Below are 25584 nucleotides of genomic sequence, written 5' to 3'. Positions count from 1 at the left end.
CATAAAGACCTTATTTATAAGAAGAAAACCATGACTCAAAATAGTGATTTGTTGCAAAATAGAAAAAAAGCATGCAGCTCAATACCATCAGCAATCGCCACCATGCAAAAACTGTCGCATCTTAGTGTTGGCATCTTGCTAGGTCTAACAACGTTGACAGCACAAGCAAACACAACAGGTGCTGAAGAATATCGTGGCTCTGCGGCAGTGGATACGAGCGCACCGATTGCCGCATTATCAAAGCTAACCAGCCTTGACGATGATAAACCGTTAACCGTTACCATCCCAACGATTCAGCAGTTCAAAACCAAGGCAGGCGTTCCCGTACGTTTTGTACAAACAACAGCCTTACCGATTGTCGATATCGACTTGCGTTTTAACGCTGGTAGCGCCCGTGATGGCAGTATTAGTAGCACAGGCTTTGGTATTGCTAATATGACTGCCACTATGTTGACGCAAGGCTCTAAACGCTTAGACGAAAATGAATTTACTCGCGCTGTCGAAACCTTGGGCATCAATCTAAACAGTAGTGCTTATAAAGACATGTTTATTGTCTCGCTACGTAGCTTATCTGATGATAAGCATCTACTTCCAGCCGTTGATTTAATGACTCAGATGCTCAGCGAACCCGCTTTTGACGACAGCATCCTAGCACGTAATAAAGCACGATTATTGGTTGGTTTGCAGCAGCAAAAACAAGATCCCAACAGCCTTGCTAGCATCGCCTTTAGTGAAGCATTGTATGGCGAGCATCCTTACGCCCATCCATCAGCGGGTACACTTGAAAGCGTTCCTACTATCGAAAAGCAACAGCTAATAGACTTCAAAAACCGCTACTTAGTCGCAGCAAATGCCTCTGTTGCCATCACTGGTAATCTAACCTTAGAGCAAGCAAAAAAACTTGCGGAAGATATCACTAGCAAATTACCGAAAGGTCAGCCTGCAACTGAGCTTCCTGAACCCAAACCACTGAGCCAAGCTAAGCACATTCATATCCCCTTTCCAAGTACTCAAACCACCGTACTCATGGGACAATTGGGAGATAAGCGTGCCACCGATCCCCAGTCTCAGCAGAAGCAAACCAATTTTGCAGTTGGTAATGAGGTACTTGCGGGCGGTGATTTTAATGCGCGACTCATGACTGAGATTAGACAAAACTTGGGCTACACTTATGGCATATCAGGCTCTATGAATCCCATGCTGGCACGAGGACCATACCAAATCGGTTTTTCAACGCGTAATGACAAGGCGCGCGCGGCCATTGATGCTAGCTTAGACGTTATCAATGACACTTTAGAAAAAGGTATCACCAGCACTGAGATGCGCTTAACGACGGACAATCTTAAGAATAGCTTTCCGATGGGTTTTGCGAGCAATGCGGGAATTAATGGCTTACTTGGGATGATGAATTTTTATCAACTACCAAACAGCTATCTGACTGATTATGTCAAACGTGTGGATCAAGTACAGCTATCAGAAGTCAATCAAACAATGCAAGATACCCTTAAGCCTGATGATTTCCTGATTGTGACCGTTGGACAAGAGGATCCTTGGAAAGATAAAAAGACCAATAAATAGCCGTACAAAGAAATGCTGGGCAACACTATTTAGTATTGCCCAGCATTTCTTTATAGATTGGCACTCTTTATGAGTGGTAATAAATTATGAGTAGCACTGTTTATGAGTGGTAATAAAAGTCTATAGTGGGTTATCCATACAAAAAATAATGCTCTTAACCAGAAATAGTCACTGCCACGTCATACATGAAATTTTCAGGCTTATAAGTTGCACCATTATAGGTCAATCGAATCACGTGCTTGTCATAAGAGTCTACTTTATAATCACCATTGGCGAAGTCATGCAGCGCTGGCACTATCAGTAGCGCTTCAATTTGACTGTCGTTAATGCTAACCGAGATCTGCTGACCACTGCGTGGGTATAAAAAATAATCACAATGATTATTCACCATCACTTCTGCAGTACGCTCAACGACCTGACTGCCTATTTCTTCTTGTATGAGTTTTGGACAGATATCTGAGCGCTTTGAAGCCAGCCGAGCATAAGAGTTCTTAATATTATCTTCAATATCTTCAACGTCCTGTAAGTTTCTGTCAGGATCAGTAGCGGAATCTTCTGCCGTTAGAGAGCCTTGTTCAGAAAACGTTTCTGGGCTACAAGCACTGATCAATAAAAAAGATAGCAAGACTGAACCAAACAAAGCCATATACGTGTTATTTGATTGTAAAAACGCTTTTTTTGGCTTATCAGACTTATGTGTTTTCACCATCGTTGAATACCGCTTCTTCATAAATCCTACTTACAATAGACGCTATGTGATTTCATAAACTAAATGATCATTAGCCATAGTTTTTTAATGCTAAACTATTTATCATTTAGCGCTGCCTTTCATCAGTATTATTATAGCGCTTTTACTCTAACTTAATTACCTCTGGCTCATATTTATTTGATTCTTCGATAGATCATAGATGACTTAATAACGGCACGAAGATGAGCTACTGGCATGATTAAAGCCCCATTTACGATAACCATCCGTGTCTAGATGTATCGCACCCGTAGCATATAGCCCTAAACCGAAATTATGAGATTGACCCTGATATTGCCAAAACTGGCATAAGCCATCTTGCATCGTACTGAGCCGCCATAAGTTATCTTCATACTCTGGCACCCAGATGTCGATAGCACTGGCATTCATATGCTTGCTACTGTCGGCTCCACCTGCACAGTCATTAAGGCCAGGACTGCGATATACCGAGCGTATTTCACTACTGATGGGTAAAATCCCTTGATGCTTTAATTCGCCATACAAACGTAATGTTGGGACGATATTTGCCCATAACTCTTGCGGCGGCAACTGATAAGGCTCATAACCACATTTGCTCCAGCTTCGCGCTGTTGTGAGCAACTGCGACATAGGCGGTACATTGTGTACCCCTACCCGCGAATTTAGGTAGCGTTGAAAATCTGCTACTTGCCTAGCACGGTAGCTATTGCTATTCAACCACGCGTTAAAATCCATACTAATAGAATCAGTATAAGTACTATTGTAAGTATTGTTCGCAGTGCTGTAGCTGTTATTACTGTAAGTTGTATTATAAGCAGGCGCGCGCCGATTGACATTCATGCGCTTATTTTCTTCAATAGACAGACTGTCATCGAAATCAAAATCACGCTGCTTTTGAGCAATCAATCCTTGCATGCTATCGCCACTCAGCATGGTAACGCCAGAATTATAGCTTGTAGTATTCGTCGAAGGTCTGATGTGAGCGTTACTACTACCCTGACGTACTTGGATACGGCGCTCACTATTGTCGCTGATAATAGCGGCATGAACAGAGATGCTACTGGCACAGATGAGTAGTGCAAGCATAGGCTTGTGAATCTGCCTATAAGGATATTTTTTTGTATTGGTCATTGCAACAAGCTACCGCTAAAAACGTTTTATCGATACTATCAAATTTTCAGCAAGCAAGCTAAACTATCGCCTCTAATCAGAGGCGTGTTATTGGTAATTAACACTTATCCTTATAATTTTTATAATTATGTGACTTTATTTCTTATGTGTTACTTTATCTACGATATTTTACTTGCATAGATATAGATACGGTGCGATTACCTTTAAATGTTGATTTGATTTGAAACTTCCCTCTTACCTCAATTGCCAGACACACTTTGCCTATGTCTTCTAATCCGCAATACCGTTTTTCACGTCAGAGCCATCATTTAGGCCAAGGCCATGCACCATCGTTATGGCAGCGTATACATATCGATCCATGGTTGACCCTTCTCTTATTGACGGTTTGCTGCATTGGTTTGACAATTTTATATAGTGCTGCCGGTCAAGATGTCGGTATGGTATTACGTCAAATGGTCAGCTATGGTGTGGCCTTTACGGTTATGTTTATCATGGCACAGATACCGCCTAGCCTTTATCGCACGTTTACACCCATCTTTTATGTAATGGGATTAATTTTATTGGTATTGGTCGATATCATCGGTGAAGTACGTATGGGTGCTCAGCGCTGGATTAATTTACCAGGGTTTGGCAGTGTGCAACCCTCAGAATTTATGAAACTTGGGATGCCAATGATGTGTGCTTGGTTTTTATCCAAGCGTGATCTACCGCCCTCTCTATCAAGCATCGTCATTACCTTAGCCTTAATCATCGTCCCTGTATTATTAATTGCAAAAGAACCTGATCTTGGGACGTCGCTATTGGTGGCAGCCAGTGGTATTTTTGTGCTTTTTTTGGCAGGGTTGTCTTGGCGATTGATTTCAGCTGCCGCCATATTAGCGATACCGCTTATTGCGATTGCTTGGAATTTTCTATTACATGATTATCAGCGTACCCGTGTCTTAACACTGCTCAATCCTGAAGCCGATGTACAAGGGGCTGGGTGGAATATCATTCAGTCAAAAACAGCAATTGGTGCGGGTGGACTCACTGGTAAGGGCTATTTAGAAGGCACGCAGTCGCATTTACATTTTTTACCAGAAGGTCATACTGATTTTATTATCGCGGCTTTTTCAGAAGAGTTTGGCTTGTTGGGCGTGATTTTATTAATGTTCATTTATTCCTGTTTACTCCTGCGCGCCTTATACATCGCTTTTACCCATCCTGATGCATACAGTAGATTACTAGCGGGTGCAATTGCCATGTCTTTCTTTGTTTATGTATTCGTTAATGTGGGTATGGTTGGTGGTATTTTACCCGTCGTTGGCGTTCCTCTGCCCTTCATTAGCTATGGCGGTACTGCGATCGTCACTTTGATGGCAGGATTTGGACTACTTATGTCCATTCACACTCACAAGCCCAGTTGATGCACAGTTACCAGTGACTCTCTAATGAACATTCAAACTTTACCTTAATGCTATTCATGTTAAAAATCAAAGAACACAGGCTATATAAAAATTGTAAGGCGGATAAACCAGCCAATTAAAGCCTTAATCTAAATCATTGTTACATGAAAAATGGTTGAAAATAAATGTAAATCAACAACAAATTAAGGGTTTCTAACAAATTTTATTGTTTTATCATTTTATGGCAAGTCCTATAACTTGCCATAAAAATCCTCCTACCTACTTTCAATAATAAATACAAGCCATTGATTTAATTGAAATAATTAGAAATACCCTCATATTTCCTCTCATCAAAATACTTCGTTGCCAATTGGTACTGATAGATTTTAATCCTTGTTTTTTACAAATAATTGCGTTAACCTCGTTTTACTGTACTTTGATACATAACCCGTACATAGCTACTAATAAACTTTGCATTTAATTATATTTTGGTTGTAGCTCGTACGTATAGTTAGCGAATTGTAGATTCCAAGCTTTCAAATACACTACTTAATTAACGGTTTAATAACAAAGACACACGCAATACCTTCTAAAACCTTTATTAATTTAGCAATGTTAGAAAGCTTGTAAATAGCACATATAGCGGACTCGGTACTCAACCTTTGTATTCGGATTGGGTGTTCTACTAATATCGTTAGCTGTCATTTGAGCGTTTCATAAGTATCTTTGGTCGTATTATCCTGACCCGCTTATGATAATAAAATGAAAAATTACCATACCTTAAAATCTATAAAAGCCACGTTTAGTATCAATAATTATATGAAAAAAATATTGATGATGCGGCTTTAGAGTTTGTGACGCTGTTAGATTGGTCTAACATTGCCACGCTCAGTCTAGAACTATTAGAGTTAGATTTTAAAGTATAAGTTATAGAGGTATCTATGAATAAGCGTTTATCTGGTTTACTTACCATGTCAGCAGTATTGTTTGCGGGCTCCGCAGTTGCTACTAATGCAAATGCTGTAGAAGCAAAAACCTCTCTTGCGATGATTTCACAAGATAACGCCTCCCATATCGATCGTGTACTTGGTGAGCTTAGCCGTCAACATGATGGTGCATCAAGTTTGGTGAAGTCAGCACGCCAACCAACTTCATTGGCACTTAGCAGCTCGCTGTTAGCCAGTGACACCTCTCAACTGACCAATGATGAAGATGTATTAGAGCGCCTGACAGCCGTAGCCTCTAACTCGGTCAGTAAGTTCAAACAAACAGGTCTAGCCTCTTGGTATGGTCGTAAATTCCATGGTCGTAAAACAGCCAGTGGCGAAACCTTCGACATGAATGGCTTAACAGCAGCACATCGCTCGCTACCGTTAAACTGTTATGTTAAAGTCACAAATAAGACTAATGGTAAAAGCGTTGTGGTAAAAGTTAATGATCGTGGCCCATTCCATGGCAACCGTGTGCTAGATTTGTCTTATGGTGCTGCCAAAAAACTCGGTATTACAGGTAAAGGTGTGGGTAATGTTGCTATTGAGCGCGTTTCAGGACCATAATTCTGAGAAAACAGTCTCTCTGAATTAGAACATAAAAAGCGCCTAACATATCAGTGATTAGGCGCTTTTTTGTGGATCCAGTTTATTGTATCCATTAGGCTACAAATGAAGCTGTAGCGCTTAGCAATAATTTATGAAACAACCATAATCAAAATGATTAACCCTTACACCTTACAGTTCAAATGCACTTTCAATGGCATCATCGAGACGTTCAACGGCAATCACATTGATGCCTTTAAATTGAGGAGCATCCTTAGCAGGCGCATTGGCTTTTGGGATAATGGCATGCTTAAATCCATGTTTCATCGCTTCTTTTAAACGTTCTTGACCGTTCGGTACAGGACGGATTTCACCCGACAATCCCACTTCACCAAATACGGCCAATGACGATGGCAAGGCTTTTTCTTTAATACTTGAGGCACAAGCCAACAATACTGCCAAGTCAGATCCCGTCTCTATAACCTTGACACCACCGACGACGTTGACGTACACATCTTGTCCGCTGGTATGAATACCGCCATGACGATGCATGACGGCCAGCAGCATGGACAGACGCTGAAAATCCAATCCTAATGCCATTCGTCTAGGTGATCCTTGCGAATCATCGACTAACGCTTGTACTTCCACCAACAAGGGTCGTGTGCCTTCGCGGCTGACCATGACGACAGATCCAGCAACGGGTTTGTCATAGCGACTCAAAAATATCGCTGATGGATTGGCAACCTCTTTCAGTCCCATATCTGTCATACCGAAAATACCTAATTCGTTAACGGCACCGAAGCGGTTTTTGACGGCACGAATCATCCGAAAGCGTGAGTCTGATTGACCTTCAAAATATAAGACCGTATCAACCATGTGTTCAAGAACGCGCGGCCCTGCGAGCGTGCCTTCCTTGGTTACATGACCCACTAAAAATAGCGCGGTGCCAGTCTGTTTGGCGTAGCGAGTCAAGATGGCCGCAGACTCTCGAATTTGACTGACGCCGCCAGGTGCAGAATTGATTGCATCCGTATAAATGGTTTGAATAGAGTCAATAATAGCGATGGCGGGCTGCTCTTGAGTCAAGGCGGCACAAATAGTTTCTACATTGGTTTCGGCCAGTACGCGTAATCTATCAGCCGGTAAATCTAAGCGCCTAGCGCGCATAGCAACCTGTGCCAATGATTCTTCACCAGTCACATACAAGGCGCTACCTGCCAACGAGTCGGCACGTGCCATATTAGTCGCAGTTTGCAGCAAAATCGTCGATTTACCGATACCAGGATCACCGCCGATTAAAACGACTGAACCAGCAACCAATCCTCCACCAAGTACACGATCAAACTCACTAATACCAGTTGGTAAGCGTGTGTCTAGCGTTACGCTCACAGCATTAAGCGGCATGACCGCACTATGCGTACCCGAATAATTTCCTGATGGTGCACCACCTGATTCACGAGAGGCTGATCTATTTGCTACTGGCTTAGAAACGTTTTTATTATGATGCGGCATGCTCACATTTGGTGCTTCGACCAAGCTATTCCATTCACCGCAATCGGTACATTGCCCTGCCCACTTGCCAAAATGCGCGCCGCAATGCTGACAGACATAACTGCTCTTATTTTTTGCCATAACGTATGAACCTTATTCAAGTGTCCAATCAAGATTAATTGATAAAATATCGTGACGCTCTGATAAGCGTTAATTTGAGAATGATCTTTGAGATAAATTAGCCATCAGTATGATGGACTAGATCTTATAGAAGAGGTGATGCTAAATGTGATGAATAGCTAGATATAGGAAAAGTAGCAAGCGCTGTCTTGAGAACTTAATGGAAATTATAAGTTTAACAGACAGCGTAAATAGTAGCGCGAAAAACACGTTGAGATATTAGGGGTGTATTGAACATTTAAAAATACGCAGAGCTAATCGATGCGCATTTAGCAAAAATGTATTCGAGACAAGCCGAATATTCAACACATCCTCATTTATACGTGAAAGTCTTTACCCAAATAAACAGCTTTCACCAATTCATTTTCTAACACTTCACTAGAAGTACCCTCAGCAATAATAGCACCTTCTGAGACGATATAAGCTTTCTCACAAATAGCCAAGGTATCGCGAACGTTATGATCGGTAATCAAAACACCAATACCACGATTTTTGAGGGTCAAAATAACGTCTTTGATATCACCAACAGAGATAGGATCCACGCCTGCAAATGGCTCATCTAATAAAATGAACTTTGGGTCAGCCGCCAATGCACGGGCAATTTCACAGCGACGACGCTCACCACCTGATACGCTCATGCCTAATGATTTTCGTACATGCTCTAGATGGAATTCACCGATTAGTTTTTCCAACTCTTGCCTTTGCTCGCTTTTACTCAATTCTTTGCGAGTTTCTAAAATAGCCAAGATGTTGTCTTCGATAGACAATTTGCGAAAAATAGACGCCTCTTGTGGTAAGTAACCAATTCCTGCACGCGCACGCTCATGCATGGCATATTTAGACAGATCCATTTTTCCTAAAGTGACGCGGCCTTTGTCCATATTGACCAACCCTACCACCATATAAAAGCTGGTTGTCTTCCCTGCACCATTTGGACCTAATAAACCAACGACCTGCCCTTGTTCTACGGAGAAAGAGACATCTTTCACAACCCAGCGCTTACCATAGCGTTTGCCTAGATTTTGCATTGATAGTCGCGTCGCAGGTGCTGCGTTATCGTTGGTTGCCAAAGGGTTTGTATTTTTATTATCACTCATAACTTACTCATACGGTTGCAGAATTCAAGCACTAATACACTAAGGGGTGTTGATACAGTTACATTCACCATTCACCATTCAGCTTTTTAGCGGATGCTACTTTGGCTACCATTATTACTGGGCGGAAACACCAACTCTACGCGCTGATTACCGCCAGCAGTTGCTTCAACATCACCAGCTTTTAGGCTATAACGAATGACATTACCCGCAAAACTGGCGCCATTTTGAACCAACTTAGCATTACCCGTCAAAGTAACAATACCAGTGACCGCATTATAATCAATCTTATTGGCTTGACCTTTCGCCAGCCCTTTTTCTTGTGTGACTACCTGTTGCATGGTTGCAGGGCGTCCGGTCGCTACTGCCGAGTTGATACTGCGACCCTGTGATAGGTTGACCGTAATGTTATCAGCGGTCATTTTAAACGTACCTTGAGTGATAATGACACTACCCGAGTAGCTGGTAACGCCTGTACGCTCACTATAGGTCGCTTTATCAGCCAATAGTTTGATTTCTTGATTGGCATCTGATGGCAGCGCATGACTGTAAAGTGGCAGTGCCAGCAGTATAACCGTAGGCAGCACATGTAATTGACGCAAGCGGCACGATGTTAGATTGAAGCGTGCTAATGATGAGCGCAAAGTAGGCAAAAATTTAGATGTCATAAAAATCACTCGTTTTATAATGGGTAGTAGGATTTGCAAACTTTATGCTAGCTGCTATTTTTATTACATAGTCAATAAGAGTTACTGCGATCAAAACAATGCTTTATCTTGGCGTTCAGCTGGAGTAAAAGCGACGGCAACTTGACCAAACTCATATTCACCGGTCTCAAGGTTGGCGGTCATGCTAGAAGCTTCAAACCGATTCATGCCTTGTTCAATCTTAACAGGCGCGTCACTATATACTTGCCCTGATTTGGTATTGCCTTTAAGGATACTACCTGTCACCTTTATCGGTTCAATATCTGGCGCGTCTTTATTGCCTTCACTGACCAGTGAAAAGCCCCCTGACAAGCTGAGTTCACCCGTTTGCTGACTGATAGCAGCACTACCCGCTTCAATACGATAACGCTGCTCTGCCGATGGCTCCCAATTCATAGTGATGCCTGACATCTCGTCTAAATTGGTCTCTGGATTGTGCGTCAATGTTTTGGCAGTCAGCTCATACTCAGTTTCGCCTTTCTCATTAGTCTGTACCGCTTTGATATCTGTTGCTTCATAATCAACATCGGTCGCTTCCATGCTAACTGGCGGCGCTATCTCTCCTTGCTGTTGAAAAAACCAACCTGCAATACCAGCGATAATCAAGGCAAGAACTATTAAAACACGAGTATTCACGACAAATTATCCTGAGTTTTTGCTGCATCAAGCGTATAATACGCGATGAAGTCTTGATAGTGTCCATGACCTTTCAAAATGAGGTCACATACTTCACGTACAGCGCCAGTGCCACCTGCTCGGGTGGTGACCATGTCACTACGATTGATCACTTCAGCATGCGCATTGGGTACTGTTGCAGCAAATCCAACGGTCTGCATCGCTTTAATGTCTGGTAAATCATCGCCCATATAAGCGCAATCAGCAGCCGTGATATTGAGCGCTGGATCAAGTATGGTTAGCAGCTCATTTAAAGCAACCAGCTTATCATCACGACCTTGCACCACATAATTAACGCCCATTTCCGCGGCGCGCTTATCTACCATGGCACTGCTACGACCTGTAATAATAGCCGTCAAAATACCATAACGTGCTAACGACTTAACGCCTACGCCATCATGGACAGAAAAGGCCTTGGTCTCGATACCATTGGCATCATAGATAATTTGACCGTTTGATAAAATACCATCGACATCCATTATCAACAGCTTTACTTGTCCGGCTTTTTTGATTAAGTCTTGCATCATGTCCCTCTTTCTTAAGGCTATTTTTTACATTTTATTGTTATAAATAGATACTGTGTGAATCTATACTGTACAAACCGATATCTTTATTAATGCTATTTATTTTACACCGGCTTGTAGCAAATCATGTACCGTAATAATTGCTTCTAGACGATCTCGGTCGTCAATAATTAGCAACTGGCTAATACCATTTTCATTCATCACACTGAGCGCGTCTGATGCGCGCATGGTCTTGCTAATGCGCCGTGGATTACTAACCATTACTTCAGCCATCGGCGTTTGCAAATCGATGCCTTTTTCTAGACCACGGCGTAGGTCACCATCTGTGAATACCCCAACCACCTTATCATTATCATCGGTCACCACCGTCATTCCTAAGCGCCCAGCAGACATAGTAAAAAGTGCTTCTTGCAGTGGCGCTTGCTGATGAATGAGCGGTAAATCTTCTGATTTAGTATGCATTAAATCTTCAACTCGCGTTAGCAGCTGACGACCTAATGCGCCTGCTGGATGCGATAATGCGAAATCTTCTGAGGTAAAGTTGCGCGCATGGACTAAGGCAACGGCCAATGCATCGCCAAGCGCTAAGGTCGCCGTGGTACTAGAAGTAGGAGCAAGATTAAGTGGACAAGCCTCTTGCGATTTACCGAGCGTCAATACAATGTTCGCGGCACGAGGCAACATACCGCGCTTATCACGGCTAATACTAATCAGTGGAATATTTAGGTGTTTGACCACTGGCAGCAGCATCTTAATCTCATCGGACTCACCAGAGTTAGAGATAGCAAGCAGTACATCACCTTTTACCAACATGCCTAAATCGCCATGCCCAGCTTCACCAGGATGCATAAAAAAGGCTGGCGTGCCAGTAGAGGCAAACGTCGCCGCTATTTTACGCCCAATCAATCCTGACTTACCCATACCAGTGACCACGACTCGACCCTTACAAGCTAAAATAATATCGCATGCTTGTGCAAACCTATCGTCTATCTGCTCTGTTAGCAAAGCCAATGCCGATATCTCAGTGTTAATCGCTTCGATAGCCTTACTAATAAACTGCTCATGGGTTAGATTGATTTGGGTATTACTCATGGATTCGCTCTATTTTATAATGAATCAATACTGTATTTTACTATACTATGCCCAATATTAATAATAATCTACGAAACCAATCGCTAACAATTCGGCACGTCATTTTAGACCATTATTATACGTTTATTTATACAAAAAAAACCCACTATAAAAAGCAGGTTTTGATCGGATAAATCACGTATTAGTAATGCGCCTTCGATAATGAATCTTGCTCTCTAACCATTGTTATCATTAGATCCATCATTTAGTTTTTCCTCAAAACCCGTATTATCTGCTGGATTTTCGAAGCCACGGTCTTGACCAAAACCGCCACGCTCAAAGCCACGCTCCTGACTCTGACCGAAGCTACCACGCTCAAAACCACGATCTTGGCCTTGGCTAAAGCCGCCACGATTAAAACCACTGCGATTAGACGCAAAACCGCGCTCTTCAAAGCCACCTGTGCTAGCAGGATTACTACCGCGTTCAAACCCGCCGCCTTGATAACCTGCTGGAGCAGCGCTTTGCGGTTGGGTACTCGTACCTGTCGTCGTACTGCTACGTGGATTACGTGCCGGCACGACGGTTGAGATAGCGTGTTTGTATACCATTTGACTGACAGTGTTTTTGAGCAATACCACGTACTGATCAAATGATTCAATCTGACCTTGCAGCTTGATACCATTGACCAAAAAAATAGAGACAGGAATGCGATCTTTGCGCAGCGAGTTCAAAAACGGATCTTGTAAAGTTTGTCCTTTTGACATGAGAGCTCTCCTAAATATTATTAATTATGTTTTAGTGCCAATTATTTTAAGTGTTAATTTAATTATAATGGCTAACGGCAGATACAATAATAAATTTTCTTTATAAAACGTATCTAAATAAACGCTACTTGTTCTTAAGTGATTCCACTTTATCGCGAATACATTATTATTGTAAATAATTAAGTAACTAGTTGTTTCATTAGTTATTTTTATCAACAAACGTCAATTAATACTGATTAAAAACACAGTTAGGCTAATATTACACCTACTATTTTGATGAATTTAAATTATAACAGCTATCTACGATATAATTTGATACTAATTGTCATTACTTTCCAATAGTTGCATAGAGCTTTTTGCAATACTATATTTTTAGTACACAATATTGTATTTATAAGGTATTAATTCATACCATATTTTGAGACGATAGTAGTTTTCTATCACTAATAGCTCTAAGGCGTGGTATGTCCTCAATTCAATCGATTAACCTCTAAATGGGCTAAATATCGTCAAATAGCTTATCAATATTATTTGCGCTACTTTCCTTGGTTGACGGCAGTTTATCTCATTTTTAAAATGAGGACACGCCCTAGTATCATTGATAGATTTAATATAAATAGTCTCTTGCCTGCGCCATGGTGGTGAATGCTTTTACCACCATATTGCGGTCTATAGAATAGCCTTTCTCGCTAGAGGTATCGGCTGCTATCGCCCCATCCATGGAATTACTAGGCAATTGCATGACTTTGCGTAACCATGTGTACTGACGTTTTGCCAATTGTCTTGTCGCATATAATGCCTTATTTTGCATTTGCTGACAAGCAAGTGCCTCGGTCGCACCCTCAGATAAGCTTGATTGAGCTGAAGACTGGAGCACTTCAAAAGTACTGTAAAATTGCGCTTTGTCTAGATGAGGCTGTTCAAATACTGGGTGATCGATATGTACTAGGTATTCTAGTACTTGTCGATAACCAACGCAGCGCATGGATGGTAGATTTGGTGTTAAAGGATAGCGCTCCAGCAGACCAATGACCTCAGTCACCAACCCATCATTCCACATGATATCTAAACGTTGCTCGATACGTATATGCAACCATGGACGATCAGGCATGACTGTCAATGCATGCCATTGCTGATTGGGATTATTTGCCAATGCCTGCTTGGGCTTTCGCTGCCAGTCACTTATAGGAATATCAGTTTGCAGATAAACTTCAACTGCTCGGGTAATACGCTGAGTATCAGTCGCATTAAGGCGCTCATGGCTGATCGGATCTATCTCACCTAAATAGTCGTAAAGCGCATTAATGCCTTTATCTTGCCGCCACTGCTCCACACGTGCGCGAACACTATCATCACTGTCAGGTACTGGAGATAGCCCGTCTAGCAGCGCCATGTAATACATCATAGTACCGCCAACCAACAACGGTATTTTGCCATTCTCGTGACAGCTATCAATCAAACCGGCAACGTCGTTCACAAATTCGGCGACGCTATAGCTCTGCATAGGATCGATAATATCAACCAAATGATGTGGATAACGCGCCAACTCAATAGCGGTTGGTTTTGCCGTACCGATATTCATATCACGATAAATCAGCGCTGAATCTACTGAAATTAGCTCATAACGCCCTGTATCATATAACTCATAAGCCAGTGCAGTCTTGCCACTTGCTGTCGGCGCCATCAAACACACCACGCTATTATCTGCTAAATTGGCGTTTAGGCGATAAGATGAGCTGTCAGATGAAAGTTGCATAGGCTTGCCTTTATTAATGATATTAGTAGCAATAAATAACTTTGAGCGGTGTCATTGCTAAAATTTGCTTATTATATTTTTTGTCGTTATAGCTATCTTGACTCAGGCGCAGATAATAGCATCAATGTTGCTAGTTGATTACCATCTATCGCTTTAATCGCATGTTGAGTCAGTAACGCGTCGATATCCGCCAAGAACACCATCAAATCTTGCTTTGACATTTGCATGCTCACGGCGGCAAGTTGCTGATTAATGTCATTTGCACTGTGGAACCATTGATCTTTTTTACCTGCCCTATTGCTAAGTAAACTTGACTCAAATAACGAGCACATCTTTGATTGCCAATTCTCTGCATCGATCAGTACACATTGGCTTTGATGATAAAACAATAACCAAGGCAGTGCTTTATTCTCAATATATGTCGTGCCAACAGATTTGGTTAATGCCTCATTTAAATGAGTAACAACATCTAGGCAATAAGGCAAAGATACCGAATGTATTGCGACATCGTTAGCGATACCTCTGGTGTTTTGACTTATTTTCTCAGAAACACTTGGTACGTTTAAGGTTTGAGGCGAATACCTATTGTCTGACAACTGATAGGGTTGTTTGGGCGATTTTACCTGATGGCTTTTGCTTGAATGAATGGTCGTTGATGTGTTTGGCATTACAGTCGCGAATGCATTATCGATAGACAAATTACTATCTACTATCTGACTATTACCTAGTATTTGAATAGTATCATTAGCATTGGTAGATCTGATCGTCTCTGTAGTCACTACTGTCTTAAGTTTTGCCCGAATCGCATGGCTTACATGCGCCATAATATTATTCAGCGGACTTATTTTAATACGCTGTTTAGATGGATGCACATTGATATTGAGCCACTGAGTGGGCAAATCAAAATAAAGCGCATAGCCAATTCCTACCAACTGAGCAGTTTGGGCAAGTTGGCGTAGCTGATTGCTTATCAATGCTTCTTTGACCAGTCTGCCATTCACATAGATTAACTTTGGTAAGGTATCCTGCGAATCAATGATAGGCCATAACCAACCATTAACGCTTGCTTGATCGCCAAAGCTATTATTAACATACTCTCTAGATGGCTGCATTAAACTGGTGAGGTCTATCGCTATCTCTAACGCCTTTTTGGTTAACGACAACCCAGTCGCTTGCTCAAGACGTGCCAATGGCAAAGGATTGACATTATTATTGCCATTAGCATTTGTAGAAACGGCACTTAAAGACTTTGAATTCGAAAGCCTTGTAGTTGAAGACATCGTACTTAAAGACATCGCATTTGAAGAAAGTGACAACCGTTTTTTATGGTCATGAAAGAGCGCCAGTGCCACATCTGCTCGCGCCAAAGCCACTTCGCGTACAATCGTTTCGATATAACCGAACTCCGTCGCAATAGATTTCAAATTGCCACGGCGTGCTGGTACATTAAAATATAAATCCTTAACCGTAATAGTCGTACCACGATGATGCACAACTGGCATGAGCTTTGGCGCATCATCTAACACACCTGCGACTTGCAACTGGCGACCGATGCCACTGTCATTATGGCTACTGGTCAAAGTCAGCCGAGATACTGCCGCCGTCGCCGCCAACGCCTCCCCGCGAAAACCCAACGTCGTAATACCTTGTAAGTTAGCGACATCCGCGACTTTACTGGTTGCATGACGGGTAATTGCCATGACCATATCATCGGGATGAATACCCACGCCATTGTCGATCACTTCAATCATACCCATGCCGCCTTGGGTAATATGTATCTCAATATTGGTCGCACCAGCGTCAATGGCATTTTCTAGCAGCTCTTTGACTACAGCTGCTGGGCGTGTCACTACCTCACCCGCTGCCAATTGATTGATGAGCAGCGGCGATAGTTTTTTGATGTGAGTATAAGAATGATTGTCTGGCATTTGCGGCATTAAGAGGTATCGTTGTTTTACGTGATGATAAGTAAGTAGTACTGGCAGATATTGATGACTTATATTAGGGTCTATTGAACATTCAAATGTATAATTAAATCTTAACAGAGGATAAATCCAAGCCTTGCGCTTGTCCAGCCTTCGATAGCCGCAGCTCAACTTGACGAGACTCATTATCCTTATCAGTGCTAGTAGCTTGCGTCATATCAATAAACAAAGTAGGCGGCGGTAAATAGCTGTCCGCACGGCTTGCCCATTCAATGATAACCAACGCGTTTGGCTCATCCAGATATTCATCAAAACCGATAAAAGACAGCTCTTCTGGGTCTTGCAGACGATACAAATCCGCGTGGTAAACTGGCTTGATTGAGCCATCTTTTTGCTCGATGCTATAAGGCTCAACCAAAGTATAAGTTGGGCTTTTGACGGCACCTGCATGCCCGAGCGCCTGCAACCAATAGCGAGTCAGAGTCGTTTTACCTGCCCCTAAATCACCTGCTAACCAGACACTACCTGTCAATGGCAACGCTGCCAATTGTGCGGCCAAACGCTGAGTATCAGCTTCTGTATACAGTGTCAGCGTCTTAGCATTTTTGTCCTCTGTTGTACTATTAGGCATCGGGCTTACCTACCTGCACTTGCGTCTGTACCTGCATAGTCACCGTTGGGTTAATAAAGCTTTCACCGCGGATTAACTTGGCATATAGCTCAGGGTCGTGCCACTCGGCACTGACTTGATCGCTAAACTCAAACGCTTCTAGATGAAGCTTACCCATTTGCTCGTTCGCCACATCATCAGCAAAGCACTGCGCGTAACCAGTAGCGGTTTCGTGTGCAATCACCGAGTAAACGCTGACATCAGATTCACCGTTTTGCATTTGGGTTTGTTTTAAAATTTCTTGCGCCCAAAAGAATATCACGCGTGAGAACTGCTCTGCCGATGGCGATACTGGCAAGCTTATCCAGCGCGCACTGAATTTTTTACAGGCAGCGACATACTCAGGGTCGTCTTTATTCCAAAAACAAATCGCGTGATCAAAGCTATCGATAATGTCCTTGATAGACGATTTTAATAAGCCAAAATCATAGACCATTTGCCCATGATCTAAGCGCTTAGCCTCAAGAATCAGCTCAATCTGATAACTATGACCATGGATAGAGTGTTTGCAGCGCTCAGAGCTACAATTACGCACAATATGTGCATTTTCAAATTTAAAAAGTTTACGGATACGCATAACAATCAACCAAAACAGTAAGCATTTTTATGCTAAATATGAATATTATAAAAGTTTGCCGCGACGACTTATCGGCTTGTGGCTTATTATAGCAAATCGTGATGACTCCGTAAGTAAGCACTTATTAATAGCAGTATTGACTAAATAAATTCATGGCATCGAAAATCTACTTATAAAATTCATTTATCAGACAAATTTTTGAGAAGTAGTATTAAACAAAGGAAGAATACAGGATTGACTAGAATCGTAGGTGAATTGTGCTAGCACTATCTATTGCAACACCTTAAGCATATACTCATTGCAGTACGCACTATTTGCGTCATCAGCATTAATCTAACCTTTCAGCTATTTACATTGGCTTAAAAGGTATTACGGCTTATCTCAAGAGGAAAAAACCATGAGTAAAGGTCAAGACAGTAAAAAGAACGTAAAAAAGAAACCGCTATTAACGGCAAAAGAGAAAAAAGCCGCCAAACAATCTAAGAAAGACGACAACGGCAGTATCTTAGGTAAACATTAATATTTAGTACATCATTGTGCCATTTAAAAAATGCCAATCGAACCTCACGGTTTGATTGGCATTTTTTATGCTAGGTGCGGTCTTTATGCTAAGCACCGCGCGGCGCAAACATAATAATTGCCATGCCTAATAACGCAACCGCAGAACCTACTATATCCCACGTGGTCGGCCTGATACCATTCACTGTCCACAACCATAAAATAGCCATCGAAATATACACGCCGCCATAAGCCGCATAGACTCTACCAGCTGCAGCAGGATGTAAAGACAACAGCCAAACGAAAGCGACCAAACTTAGTACGCCAGGGACAAGCAGCCAAATAGACTTACCTTCTCGCAACCATAGATAAGGCAAATAGCAGCCCGCAATCTCTGCCAATGCGGTCAGCGCAAACAGTCCAAAGGTTTTTAATTCAGTCAACCCTATGACTCCTCGATCGTGATAAAACCTGTCATATATTGTACGGCATTGCCAGAAATCATTACTCTGTCACCTGCGACCACACAGTCTAAAATACCGCCTCGTTTTGATGCTTGATAAGCGACCAAGTGATTTTTACCCAAACGCTCAGCCCATAATGGTGCAAGACCAGTATGCACTGAGCCAGTTACTGGGTCTTCACCGCCACCATTATTTGACCAAAAATATCGTGATATAAAATCATAATGATTATAAGCGTCCGATTCAGCCTGACAAGTCACCACCACATTTAATGGTAACAACTCTTTTAATTTCTCATTATCACACTCTACATTGAATACGTCAGACTCAGATTCACAAACGACAAAATAGGCTTTCTCATTGCGGTAAACCTCAATGGGTACAATAGAGAAACCCGCTAACAAACTATCCGGAATATCATAAACTTTTTCAGGCTTTGTGTTTGGAAAATCCATTTGAATTTTACCAGAGTCCGTTTTTACGATTGTCAAAATACCAACGGCTTTGGCAGAAAACTTTATGGATGTTAAAGTAGGGTTTTTGTTGAATAAAACAAAAGCTGATGCCAATGTACCATGCCCGCAAAAAGCAATCTCAGTGAAGGGCGAAAACCAGCGAATATGATAAATATTTTTATCATCAGAGACGATAAACCCTGTCTCAGATAAGTTATTCTCAAAAGCGATAGACTGCATCAAATCATCAGTGAGCCAGTTATCAGTGATAACAACTGCCGCTGAATTCCCCTTAAAAACCGTATCCGTGAAAGCATCAATGACATTGATTTCTAGCTGCATTTTATGTTCTCGCTTTATTTTTATAGATCTATGGTTTTATAGCTTTATGAATTTTATGGTGTTACTGGCAATATCAATCAACAATAAATAGCTTAGCGCCTATCTTCGTTGACGAACGATGGGCAATCGTATTGTCCGCCACTTGATAAGTCATGCCCGCTGTTAAGGTGAAAGTGCGACCATCTTTTAACTCAGTGTTCAACTCGCCCTCAACACAGAATAAAATATGTCCTTTATCGCACCAGTGATCAGCAAGGTAGCCTGCGGAGTACTCAACCATATGCACATTGATATTGTTAAATTCGCAAGTCTTCCAATACCCCGTGCCCGTTTCACCTCTGTTTTCTACCGCTTCTACTGTCGTCCAATCGGTAATAGCAAAAGGTATATTTTTCATTTCCATAACGTCATCTCCCTGATTTTATTGTTCATTCAGTTATCATAAAATCTTTACTTACTATACCTCAAATCCAGCGCCGCACTTTATTTAGATAATCCTGATAAGTTTTGCCAAATTTCTGTGCCATCATCCGCTCTTCTGGCTGGATTTGAAAGCGCGTCATGTAAAGTATAAAAATAGGCAATAATACAAACGCTAGAAAGTGAGAAAGATAGAACGCCCAGCCTAATAGTATAAGCACCAGACCCACATACATCGGATTGCGGCTATACTGATATACGCCGCTGGTCACTAAACTAGAGACCTTCTCTAACGCTTGCGGATTGGGCGTGGTCTGAGCGATTCTAAATTGAGTCACACCCATGATACCTAAGCTCAGACCCATCAGACCCAAAGCCACTGCCAGTGCAATTGAGCCGTTGAGTGAGAACGTCAAAGCAGGAACCATTTTAGAGACACCATACATAGCAGCGGCGGTAATAATCACTTGGGCGACTGGAGGGACTTTAAGTGCTAGAGCGTTCATGATTAGACCTCATAGAGCGTTAAATGAAAAACCTCAACAGTGAGTGCTCATGATACCTGCTCACTATTTTCGTTTTAATTTTTACTTTTAGCCCTTGACTATTTAAACCGTCAAAAAATAATTGTTTTCACCTTTTAGATGTCGCTATCGTTTATTTTTATTCTTTGCTCGCTAACCATATCACTGTATTTATACGGTTAACTGGGATTGTTATTTATCAAAATAACGCCATTTATGTAAAGTAAAAACATATATAAAAATATAATACCTCATAGAGTATTATGTCTTAAAGTTGTATTTAAATTTAAATGAGGAAACTGGCATCATGATGCGTATCGGATTGTTCTTATTAACCAACTTAGCGGTGATTGTGGTATTTAGCATCGTGTTTGGTATTTTATCCAGATTTTTTGGAATTGGTGGCGTACATGGCGCAGGCGGGCTAAATTACACCAGCCTTGCCATTATGTGCGGCGTGTACGGCATGGTTGGTTCGATGGTATCACTATTTATCTCGAAGTGGATGGCCAAAAGATCAACGGGAACGGTGGTTATTGAAACGCCAAGCAATGCCACTGAAAAATGGCTGGTAGATACGGTCGCCAGACAAGCGCGAGCGGTAAATATTGGCATGCCAGAAGTGGGGATTTTTAATAATTCTCAGCCAAACGCGTTTGCCACAGGCTGGAATAAAAACAAAGCGTTAGTCGCTGTTTCATCTGGCTTACTGCAAAGCATGACACCCGATGAAGTAGAAGCGGTATTGGCGCATGAAATTGGTCACGTGGCAAACGGTGATATGGTCACCCTTGCGCTCATTCAAGGCGTAGTGAATGCCTTTGTGATGTTCTTTGCGCGTATTATTGGTAGCTTCGTCGATCGGACGGTGTTTAAAAACACCAGTGATAGCCCAGGTATTGGTTACTTCATCACGAGTATTGTGATGGATATTTTACTTGGATTTTTGGCATCTGCCATCGTAATGTGGTTCTCACGTCTACGCGAATTCCGTGCGGATCAGATGGGTGCAAAGCTTGCTAGCAAAGACAAAATGATTAGTGCGCTTGATGCTTTACGTCCTTCTGAGCAGCGTCCAGATCAAATGCCTGAGAGTATGAAAGCATTTGCTATTTCATCAGGACAATCTACAGGCTTTAGTATCGCAAACCTTTTCCGCTCGCATCCAACGCTTGATGATCGTATTGCAGCATTGAGAAATTATAACCCTAGTGAGGGGTAATGACAGGATCAGCTCCCCTACTTCCTCGTAAGATTAACGTAAAAACCCAGACATAAAAAAAGCCTATCTATAAAAGATAGGCTTTTCTAAATCAAACTCGTTATTTAAATATCAAACGCTAACGCTCTGTCGCCTTCGCTATCTTTGATACGCGTTGGCAAACCAATCTTATTCAATAGATTGATAAATGGCTTGGCATCCAACTCTTCGACGTTGACCATCTTGCCAGCATCCCACTCACCAGTTGCGACCAGAATCGCAGCAGCGACGGGTGGTACGCCTGCGGTATAAGAGATACCTTGGCTACCAACTTCGTTATAAGCGTCTTTATGATCTGAGATATTGTAAATAAATACCTCGCTATCGACGCCGTTGATTTTGCCTTTGACTTTGTCACCGATGCAGGTCTTGCCCGTATAGTTCGGTGCAAGAGAACTTGGGTCTGGCAGTACCGCTTTGACCACTTTTAACGGAATTACTTCTTGCCCTTCAGCAGTCATCACTGGCTGCTCAGAGAGTAGACCCAAACTTTGTAGCACAGTGAATACATTAATATAATGCTCACCAAAGCCCATCCAAAAACGAATATTTGGTACGTCTAAATTGGCGGATAACGAATGCACTTCATCATGACCACTTAAGTAACTGTTTTGCACGCCAACCACTGGTAAATCGTCAGTACGCTTCACTTCGAACATTTTATTAGACTGCCACTTGCTGTCCTGCCAAGAGTAAACCGTACCGGTAAATTCACGGAAGTTAATCTCAGGATCGAAGTTAGTAGCGAAGTATTTGCCGTGGCTGCCAGCATTGATATCAATGATATCAATATCCGTCACCGAACCTGCATCCATCATGTCATAGCCAAGACGCGCATAGGCGTTGACCATACCGGGGTCAAATCCTGCGCCCAAAATCGCCGTGACATTATTGTCCGCACAGCGCTGTTTGCGCTGCCATTCGTAATTGTCATACCATGGCGGCGTCTCGCAAATCTTGCGTGGATCTTCGTGAATGGCAGTATCGATATAAGCAACACCTGTCTCGATACAAGCTTCCAATACCGTCATATTGATAAATGCCGAACCGACATTGATGACGATCTGGATACCCGACTCTTGAATCAGCTGTATCAGCGCCTGAGTATCCATAGCATCCACTTTATGCGTATGCAATACTGCAGGCTGCTTGAAGCTATTCTTATCTTTCACGCTTTGGGCGATGGCATCACATTTATCTTGCGTGCGCGAGGCAATATGAATCTCGCCAAGGATATCGTTATGCATCGCACATTTATGCGCGACCACTTGAGCGACACCGCCGGCTCCGATGATGAGTACGTCTTTTTTTCTAGATTTGGCTTGTTGGTTTGTGTTCAATGAACAATCCTCCTTTGTGTCTCTGTCGATACCATCGATAGTGGCGAGTCAAAACAGAAACGAGTGAATGATATGCGTGAATTAAAAAGGAAGACCGAGGAAAACCCACGCACCCGTCGGGCAAAGCACCATTTGATTGTTGGCTTTTGCCCGTGGCGATTATAACAATTTTTATGAAGTCATCGGTAAAAATAATGTATAAAAAACAGACGAGTTGAAGTCATCTAAAAACGAACTTAAGTCTTTGATTTATAAAATTTAAATAAATTTGCCGACACAACTAAATCAAGATAAGCTGGCTTTGTAATCTTGATAATCAAATTCGCGCTGCACATCTATACTGCCATCTAGACGACGAATCACAATCGCCGGCATATTAACACCATTGAACCAGTTCTTTTTCACCATGGTATAACCTGCGGCATTACCAAAGGTCACGGTGTCACCTATTTTTAGGTTATTTGGCAAGGCATACTCACCAAAAATATCACCTGCTAAGCAAGAACGACCATAAATAATGGTATTATCAGCTGACTTAGCGTTCTCGCTGATGGGTGCGATATTGGTAGGGTCGATATCAAGAGAGGCAATATTCATTAAATCACTATTAACAGCCGCTATCGGCGCTGACTCACGGTAAATTAACAAATCAAGCATGTGCGCTTCAATGGATGAATCTACTACAGCGAGATTTTTTTCGTTGTGCATAGTATCTAAGACAGTCGTGACCAATGACCCAGCACCATGGATACTTGCCTCACCCGGTTCAAGATAAACTTGCACCCCATATTTTTCACTAAAGCCTTTTAACCTGTCAGCCAGTTTTTCTAGTGGATAATCAGGCGCGATAAAGTGAATACCACCGCCCAAACTCACCCACTCAAGCTGCGCTAAAATATCACCAAATCTGTCTTCAATATCTGCCAAGCTGGCACTAAAGGCTTCAAAGCTGTCATTTTCGCAGTTGTTATGAATCATTACCCCAGTAATGTCATCAAGTACCGCTGCAATCTTGTTTTTATCATGTTCACCCAAACGGCTAAAAGGACGCGCAGGATCAGCGATTATAAACGATGAATTACTGGTCTTAGGGTTCAATCGTAGACCGACAGGGATGTTTTTTGCCGCCGCTTGACCTTTAAAAGCATTTAACTGTGAGATAGAGTTAAAGATAATTTTATCAGCATAGCTCAATACTTCATCGATCTCATCAGCGCTATAGGCGACGCTATACGCATGAGTTTCTTTTTTATTATCACTGTCTTTACCTTTACCAAAAGTCTCGTAGCCAAGTCTAACTTCATTGAGCGAAGATGACGTTGTGCCGTGCAAATAAGGCTGCATCACATCAAACACGCCCCAAGTTGCAAAGCATTTGAGTGCCAATAATGCTTTAGCGCCTGATAGCTCACACAGCCGTGAGATAATCTGCATATTGGCAACGATTGCCGCTTCATCGAGCAAATAATAAGGCGTGGGAGGTAGAGGTGATTGGTTGGTGTTTAGCGAAGTTTTTGCATTCATAAGAGGTTACCTAATAGCTGCTGTTGGCATCATGACAGACATAAATATTTGCGCTATAGTAGACTAAATTCATCATAATTAGAATATCTTATGTCACTATCAACCGATTATTCCACTGCTACTAGCCAAGCTTATTCATCGCAGCTCGACCCAAAAAATATTCATTTAGAACATCTTGATGCTAATGCGCGTGCAGTACTGGAGTTTTGGTTCGACAAAGACAATGAGCAATATTGGTTTGCGCAAAATGATACTTTTGATAAGCAAATAAAAGACAAGTTTGCTGATATTTGGCAAGCGGCAAAACAAGGTGAATGCGTGACATGGCGTAGCGCAAACGCGCCAACCGATAGCAATAGCTCCATCACCGCTTTGGCAGGCAGACTAGCAGAAATTATTGTCTTAGATCAGTTTTCGCGTAATTTATGTCGTGGGCAAGCAGGCGCTTTTGCACAAGATAGTATGGCTATCGCATTGGCACAAGAGGCTATTGGACAACCACACTTTGATACATTACCGACTGAATGGCGCAAGTTTATCATCATGCCATTTATGCATTCTGAATCATTGATGATCCATAAGCGCTACTTACCATTGTTTGAAAAATTACATGATGACAATACGCTGGATTTCGAAAATCGTCATAAAGATATCATTGAGCAATTCGGTCGCTATCCGCATCGCAATGACATTTTAGATCGCGAGTCAACGGATGAAGAAGAAGCCTTCTTGCAACAACCGAACTCATCGTTTTAGCGCTTATATATTTATATGATTGATTGCAATATGGTTTATTGCAATATAGTTACTTTGACTCAAAATAAGGGTGAAGTACAAGGCAACCAAGTATAGGCATATATATATTTCAAGCGAGAGGAACGCCGAACTTCTTTATAGTGCAATGGATTGACTATAATAATCAAGCAAGGGCTGAATCAGATAACTGGTTCAGCCCTTGCTTTATTT

At 42.0% G+C, this 25584-nt stretch carries 24 protein-coding genes and 1 pseudogene; 6 read left to right on the top strand and 19 right to left on the bottom strand.

Annotated elements, in window-relative coordinates:
- Nucleotides 1-30: 30 nt before the first annotated feature.
- Entirely contained in the window at nucleotides 31-1578 is a 1548-nt protein-coding gene (locus tag JMY05_RS03870; RefSeq protein WP_201614207.1) for a M16 family metallopeptidase, read from the top strand.
- Nucleotides 1579-1732: 154 nt separating this feature from the next.
- On the opposite strand, the gene JMY05_RS03865 is transcribed toward JMY05_RS03870, so the two are convergent.
- Both JMY05_RS03865 and JMY05_RS03860 read right to left on the bottom strand, forming a co-directional pair.
- Complete coding sequence (locus JMY05_RS03865; RefSeq protein ID WP_201614205.1) at nucleotides 1733-2308, bottom strand: hypothetical protein; 576 nt, start codon at nucleotides 2306-2308, stop codon at nucleotides 1733-1735.
- Between the two features lie 183 nt (nucleotides 2309-2491).
- Nucleotides 2492-3433 carry a D-Ala-D-Ala carboxypeptidase family metallohydrolase gene (locus JMY05_RS03860; protein ID WP_201614204.1) on the bottom strand — a complete coding sequence of 314 codons (942 nt, stop codon included), beginning with the start codon at nucleotides 3431-3433 and terminating at the stop codon, nucleotides 2492-2494.
- Nucleotides 3434-3696: 263 nt separating this feature from the next.
- Here JMY05_RS03860 and rodA point away from each other — a divergent pair, with 263 nt between their 5' ends.
- On the top strand, nucleotides 3697-4839 hold the full coding sequence (rodA, locus tag JMY05_RS03855) for a rod shape-determining protein RodA (protein ID WP_201614203.1): 1143 nt from the start codon (nucleotides 3697-3699) through the stop codon (nucleotides 4837-4839).
- A gap of 1193 nt (nucleotides 4840-6032) precedes the next feature.
- Nucleotides 6033-6374 (top strand): annotated as a pseudogene (locus tag JMY05_RS14050) (septal ring lytic transglycosylase RlpA family protein); the annotation flags it as partial.
- Between the two features lie 171 nt (nucleotides 6375-6545).
- Here the strand turns inward: JMY05_RS14050 and radA are convergent.
- From radA to JMY05_RS03795, 11 genes are all read right to left on the bottom strand, one after another.
- Nucleotides 6546-7985 carry a DNA repair protein RadA gene (gene radA / locus JMY05_RS03845; protein WP_045446411.1) on the bottom strand — a complete coding sequence of 480 codons (1440 nt, stop codon included), beginning with the start codon at nucleotides 7983-7985 and terminating at the stop codon, nucleotides 6546-6548.
- A gap of 356 nt (nucleotides 7986-8341) precedes the next feature.
- Complete coding sequence (gene lptB, locus JMY05_RS03840) at nucleotides 8342-9121, bottom strand: LPS export ABC transporter ATP-binding protein (RefSeq protein WP_045446408.1); 780 nt, start codon at nucleotides 9119-9121, stop codon at nucleotides 8342-8344.
- Nucleotides 9122-9207: 86 nt separating this feature from the next.
- Nucleotides 9208-9786, bottom strand: a complete 579-nt coding sequence (gene lptA, locus JMY05_RS03835) for a lipopolysaccharide transport periplasmic protein LptA (RefSeq protein WP_045446406.1) — start codon at nucleotides 9784-9786, stop codon at nucleotides 9208-9210.
- Nucleotides 9787-9876: 90 nt separating this feature from the next.
- Nucleotides 9877-10461: an LPS export ABC transporter periplasmic protein LptC gene (gene lptC, locus JMY05_RS03830; protein WP_045446404.1), complete on the bottom strand. Its 585-nt coding sequence runs from the start codon at nucleotides 10459-10461 to the stop codon at nucleotides 9877-9879.
- Nucleotides 10458-11024, bottom strand: coding sequence for a KdsC family phosphatase (locus JMY05_RS03825; RefSeq protein ID WP_045446402.1), 567 nt, complete (start codon nucleotides 11022-11024; stop codon nucleotides 10458-10460). Before JMY05_RS03825 ends, lptC begins: the two co-directional genes overlap by 4 nt.
- A gap of 99 nt (nucleotides 11025-11123) precedes the next feature.
- A complete protein-coding gene (locus tag JMY05_RS03820) occupies nucleotides 11124-12116 on the bottom strand; it encodes a KpsF/GutQ family sugar-phosphate isomerase (protein ID WP_201614202.1) in 993 nt (330 codons plus the stop codon).
- Nucleotides 12117-12331: 215 nt separating this feature from the next.
- On the bottom strand, nucleotides 12332-12862 hold the full coding sequence (gene hfq, locus JMY05_RS03815) for an RNA chaperone Hfq (protein ID WP_045446400.1): 531 nt from the start codon (nucleotides 12860-12862) through the stop codon (nucleotides 12332-12334).
- 607 nt (nucleotides 12863-13469) lie between these two features.
- Nucleotides 13470-14618, bottom strand: a complete 1149-nt coding sequence (miaA, locus tag JMY05_RS03810) for a tRNA (adenosine(37)-N6)-dimethylallyltransferase MiaA (RefSeq protein WP_201614201.1) — start codon at nucleotides 14616-14618, stop codon at nucleotides 13470-13472.
- 92 nt (nucleotides 14619-14710) lie between these two features.
- Nucleotides 14711-16555, bottom strand: a complete 1845-nt coding sequence (mutL, locus tag JMY05_RS03805; RefSeq protein WP_227678096.1) for a DNA mismatch repair endonuclease MutL — start codon at nucleotides 16553-16555, stop codon at nucleotides 14711-14713.
- A 94-nt stretch (nucleotides 16556-16649) separates the two neighbouring features.
- On the bottom strand, nucleotides 16650-17174 hold the full coding sequence (gene tsaE / locus JMY05_RS03800; RefSeq protein ID WP_201614200.1) for a tRNA (adenosine(37)-N6)-threonylcarbamoyltransferase complex ATPase subunit type 1 TsaE: 525 nt from the start codon (nucleotides 17172-17174) through the stop codon (nucleotides 16650-16652).
- Nucleotides 17167-17790: a 6-pyruvoyl trahydropterin synthase family protein gene (locus tag JMY05_RS03795; RefSeq protein WP_045446397.1), complete on the bottom strand. Its 624-nt coding sequence runs from the start codon at nucleotides 17788-17790 to the stop codon at nucleotides 17167-17169. Before JMY05_RS03795 ends, tsaE begins: the two co-directional genes overlap by 8 nt.
- A gap of 397 nt (nucleotides 17791-18187) precedes the next feature.
- On the opposite strand from JMY05_RS03795, the gene JMY05_RS13945 reads away from it, so the two are divergent.
- Nucleotides 18188-18310, top strand: coding sequence for a hypothetical protein (locus JMY05_RS13945; RefSeq protein ID WP_020443648.1), 123 nt, complete (start codon nucleotides 18188-18190; stop codon nucleotides 18308-18310).
- Nucleotides 18311-18398: 88 nt separating this feature from the next.
- On the opposite strand, the gene JMY05_RS03790 is transcribed toward JMY05_RS13945, so the two are convergent.
- The 4 genes from JMY05_RS03790 to JMY05_RS03775 form a co-directional block, all read right to left on the bottom strand.
- Nucleotides 18399-18731: a YnfA family protein gene (locus JMY05_RS03790; protein ID WP_201553890.1), complete on the bottom strand. Its 333-nt coding sequence runs from the start codon at nucleotides 18729-18731 to the stop codon at nucleotides 18399-18401.
- A 2-nt stretch (nucleotides 18732-18733) separates the two neighbouring features.
- Nucleotides 18734-19549, bottom strand: coding sequence for a PhzF family phenazine biosynthesis protein (locus tag JMY05_RS03785; protein WP_045446394.1), 816 nt, complete (start codon nucleotides 19547-19549; stop codon nucleotides 18734-18736).
- Between the two features lie 73 nt (nucleotides 19550-19622).
- Nucleotides 19623-19952 (bottom strand): DHCW motif cupin fold protein, encoded by a 330-nt coding sequence (locus JMY05_RS03780; RefSeq protein WP_045446391.1) that lies wholly within the window; start codon nucleotides 19950-19952, stop codon nucleotides 19623-19625.
- 61 nt (nucleotides 19953-20013) lie between these two features.
- Entirely contained in the window at nucleotides 20014-20475 is a 462-nt protein-coding gene (locus tag JMY05_RS03775) for a methyltransferase family protein (RefSeq protein WP_045446388.1), read from the bottom strand.
- A 325-nt stretch (nucleotides 20476-20800) separates the two neighbouring features.
- Between JMY05_RS03775 and htpX the strand changes: the two genes are divergently transcribed.
- Nucleotides 20801-21715, top strand: a complete 915-nt coding sequence (gene htpX, locus JMY05_RS03770) for a protease HtpX (RefSeq protein ID WP_055124936.1) — start codon at nucleotides 20801-20803, stop codon at nucleotides 21713-21715.
- Nucleotides 21716-21819: 104 nt separating this feature from the next.
- Here the strand turns inward: htpX and JMY05_RS03765 are convergent, their stop codons facing one another.
- Both JMY05_RS03765 and JMY05_RS03760 read right to left on the bottom strand, forming a co-directional pair.
- Entirely contained in the window at nucleotides 21820-23094 is a 1275-nt protein-coding gene (locus tag JMY05_RS03765) for a saccharopine dehydrogenase family protein (RefSeq protein WP_201614199.1), read from the bottom strand.
- Between the two features lie 285 nt (nucleotides 23095-23379).
- On the bottom strand, nucleotides 23380-24618 hold the full coding sequence (locus JMY05_RS03760) for a carboxynorspermidine decarboxylase (protein WP_045446385.1): 1239 nt from the start codon (nucleotides 24616-24618) through the stop codon (nucleotides 23380-23382).
- Nucleotides 24619-24708: 90 nt separating this feature from the next.
- Between JMY05_RS03760 and JMY05_RS03755 the strand changes: the two genes are divergently transcribed.
- Nucleotides 24709-25374: a DUF924 family protein gene (locus tag JMY05_RS03755; protein ID WP_045446382.1), complete on the top strand. Its 666-nt coding sequence runs from the start codon at nucleotides 24709-24711 to the stop codon at nucleotides 25372-25374.
- Nucleotides 25375-25584: the final 210 nt, after the last annotated feature.

The sequence above is a fragment of the Psychrobacter sp. JCM 18902 genome, assembly GCF_904846615.1.
In the GTDB taxonomy this organism is placed as follows: Bacteria; Pseudomonadota; Gammaproteobacteria; order Pseudomonadales; family Moraxellaceae; genus Psychrobacter.
This window is presented reverse-complemented; position numbering and strand designations above follow the sequence as displayed.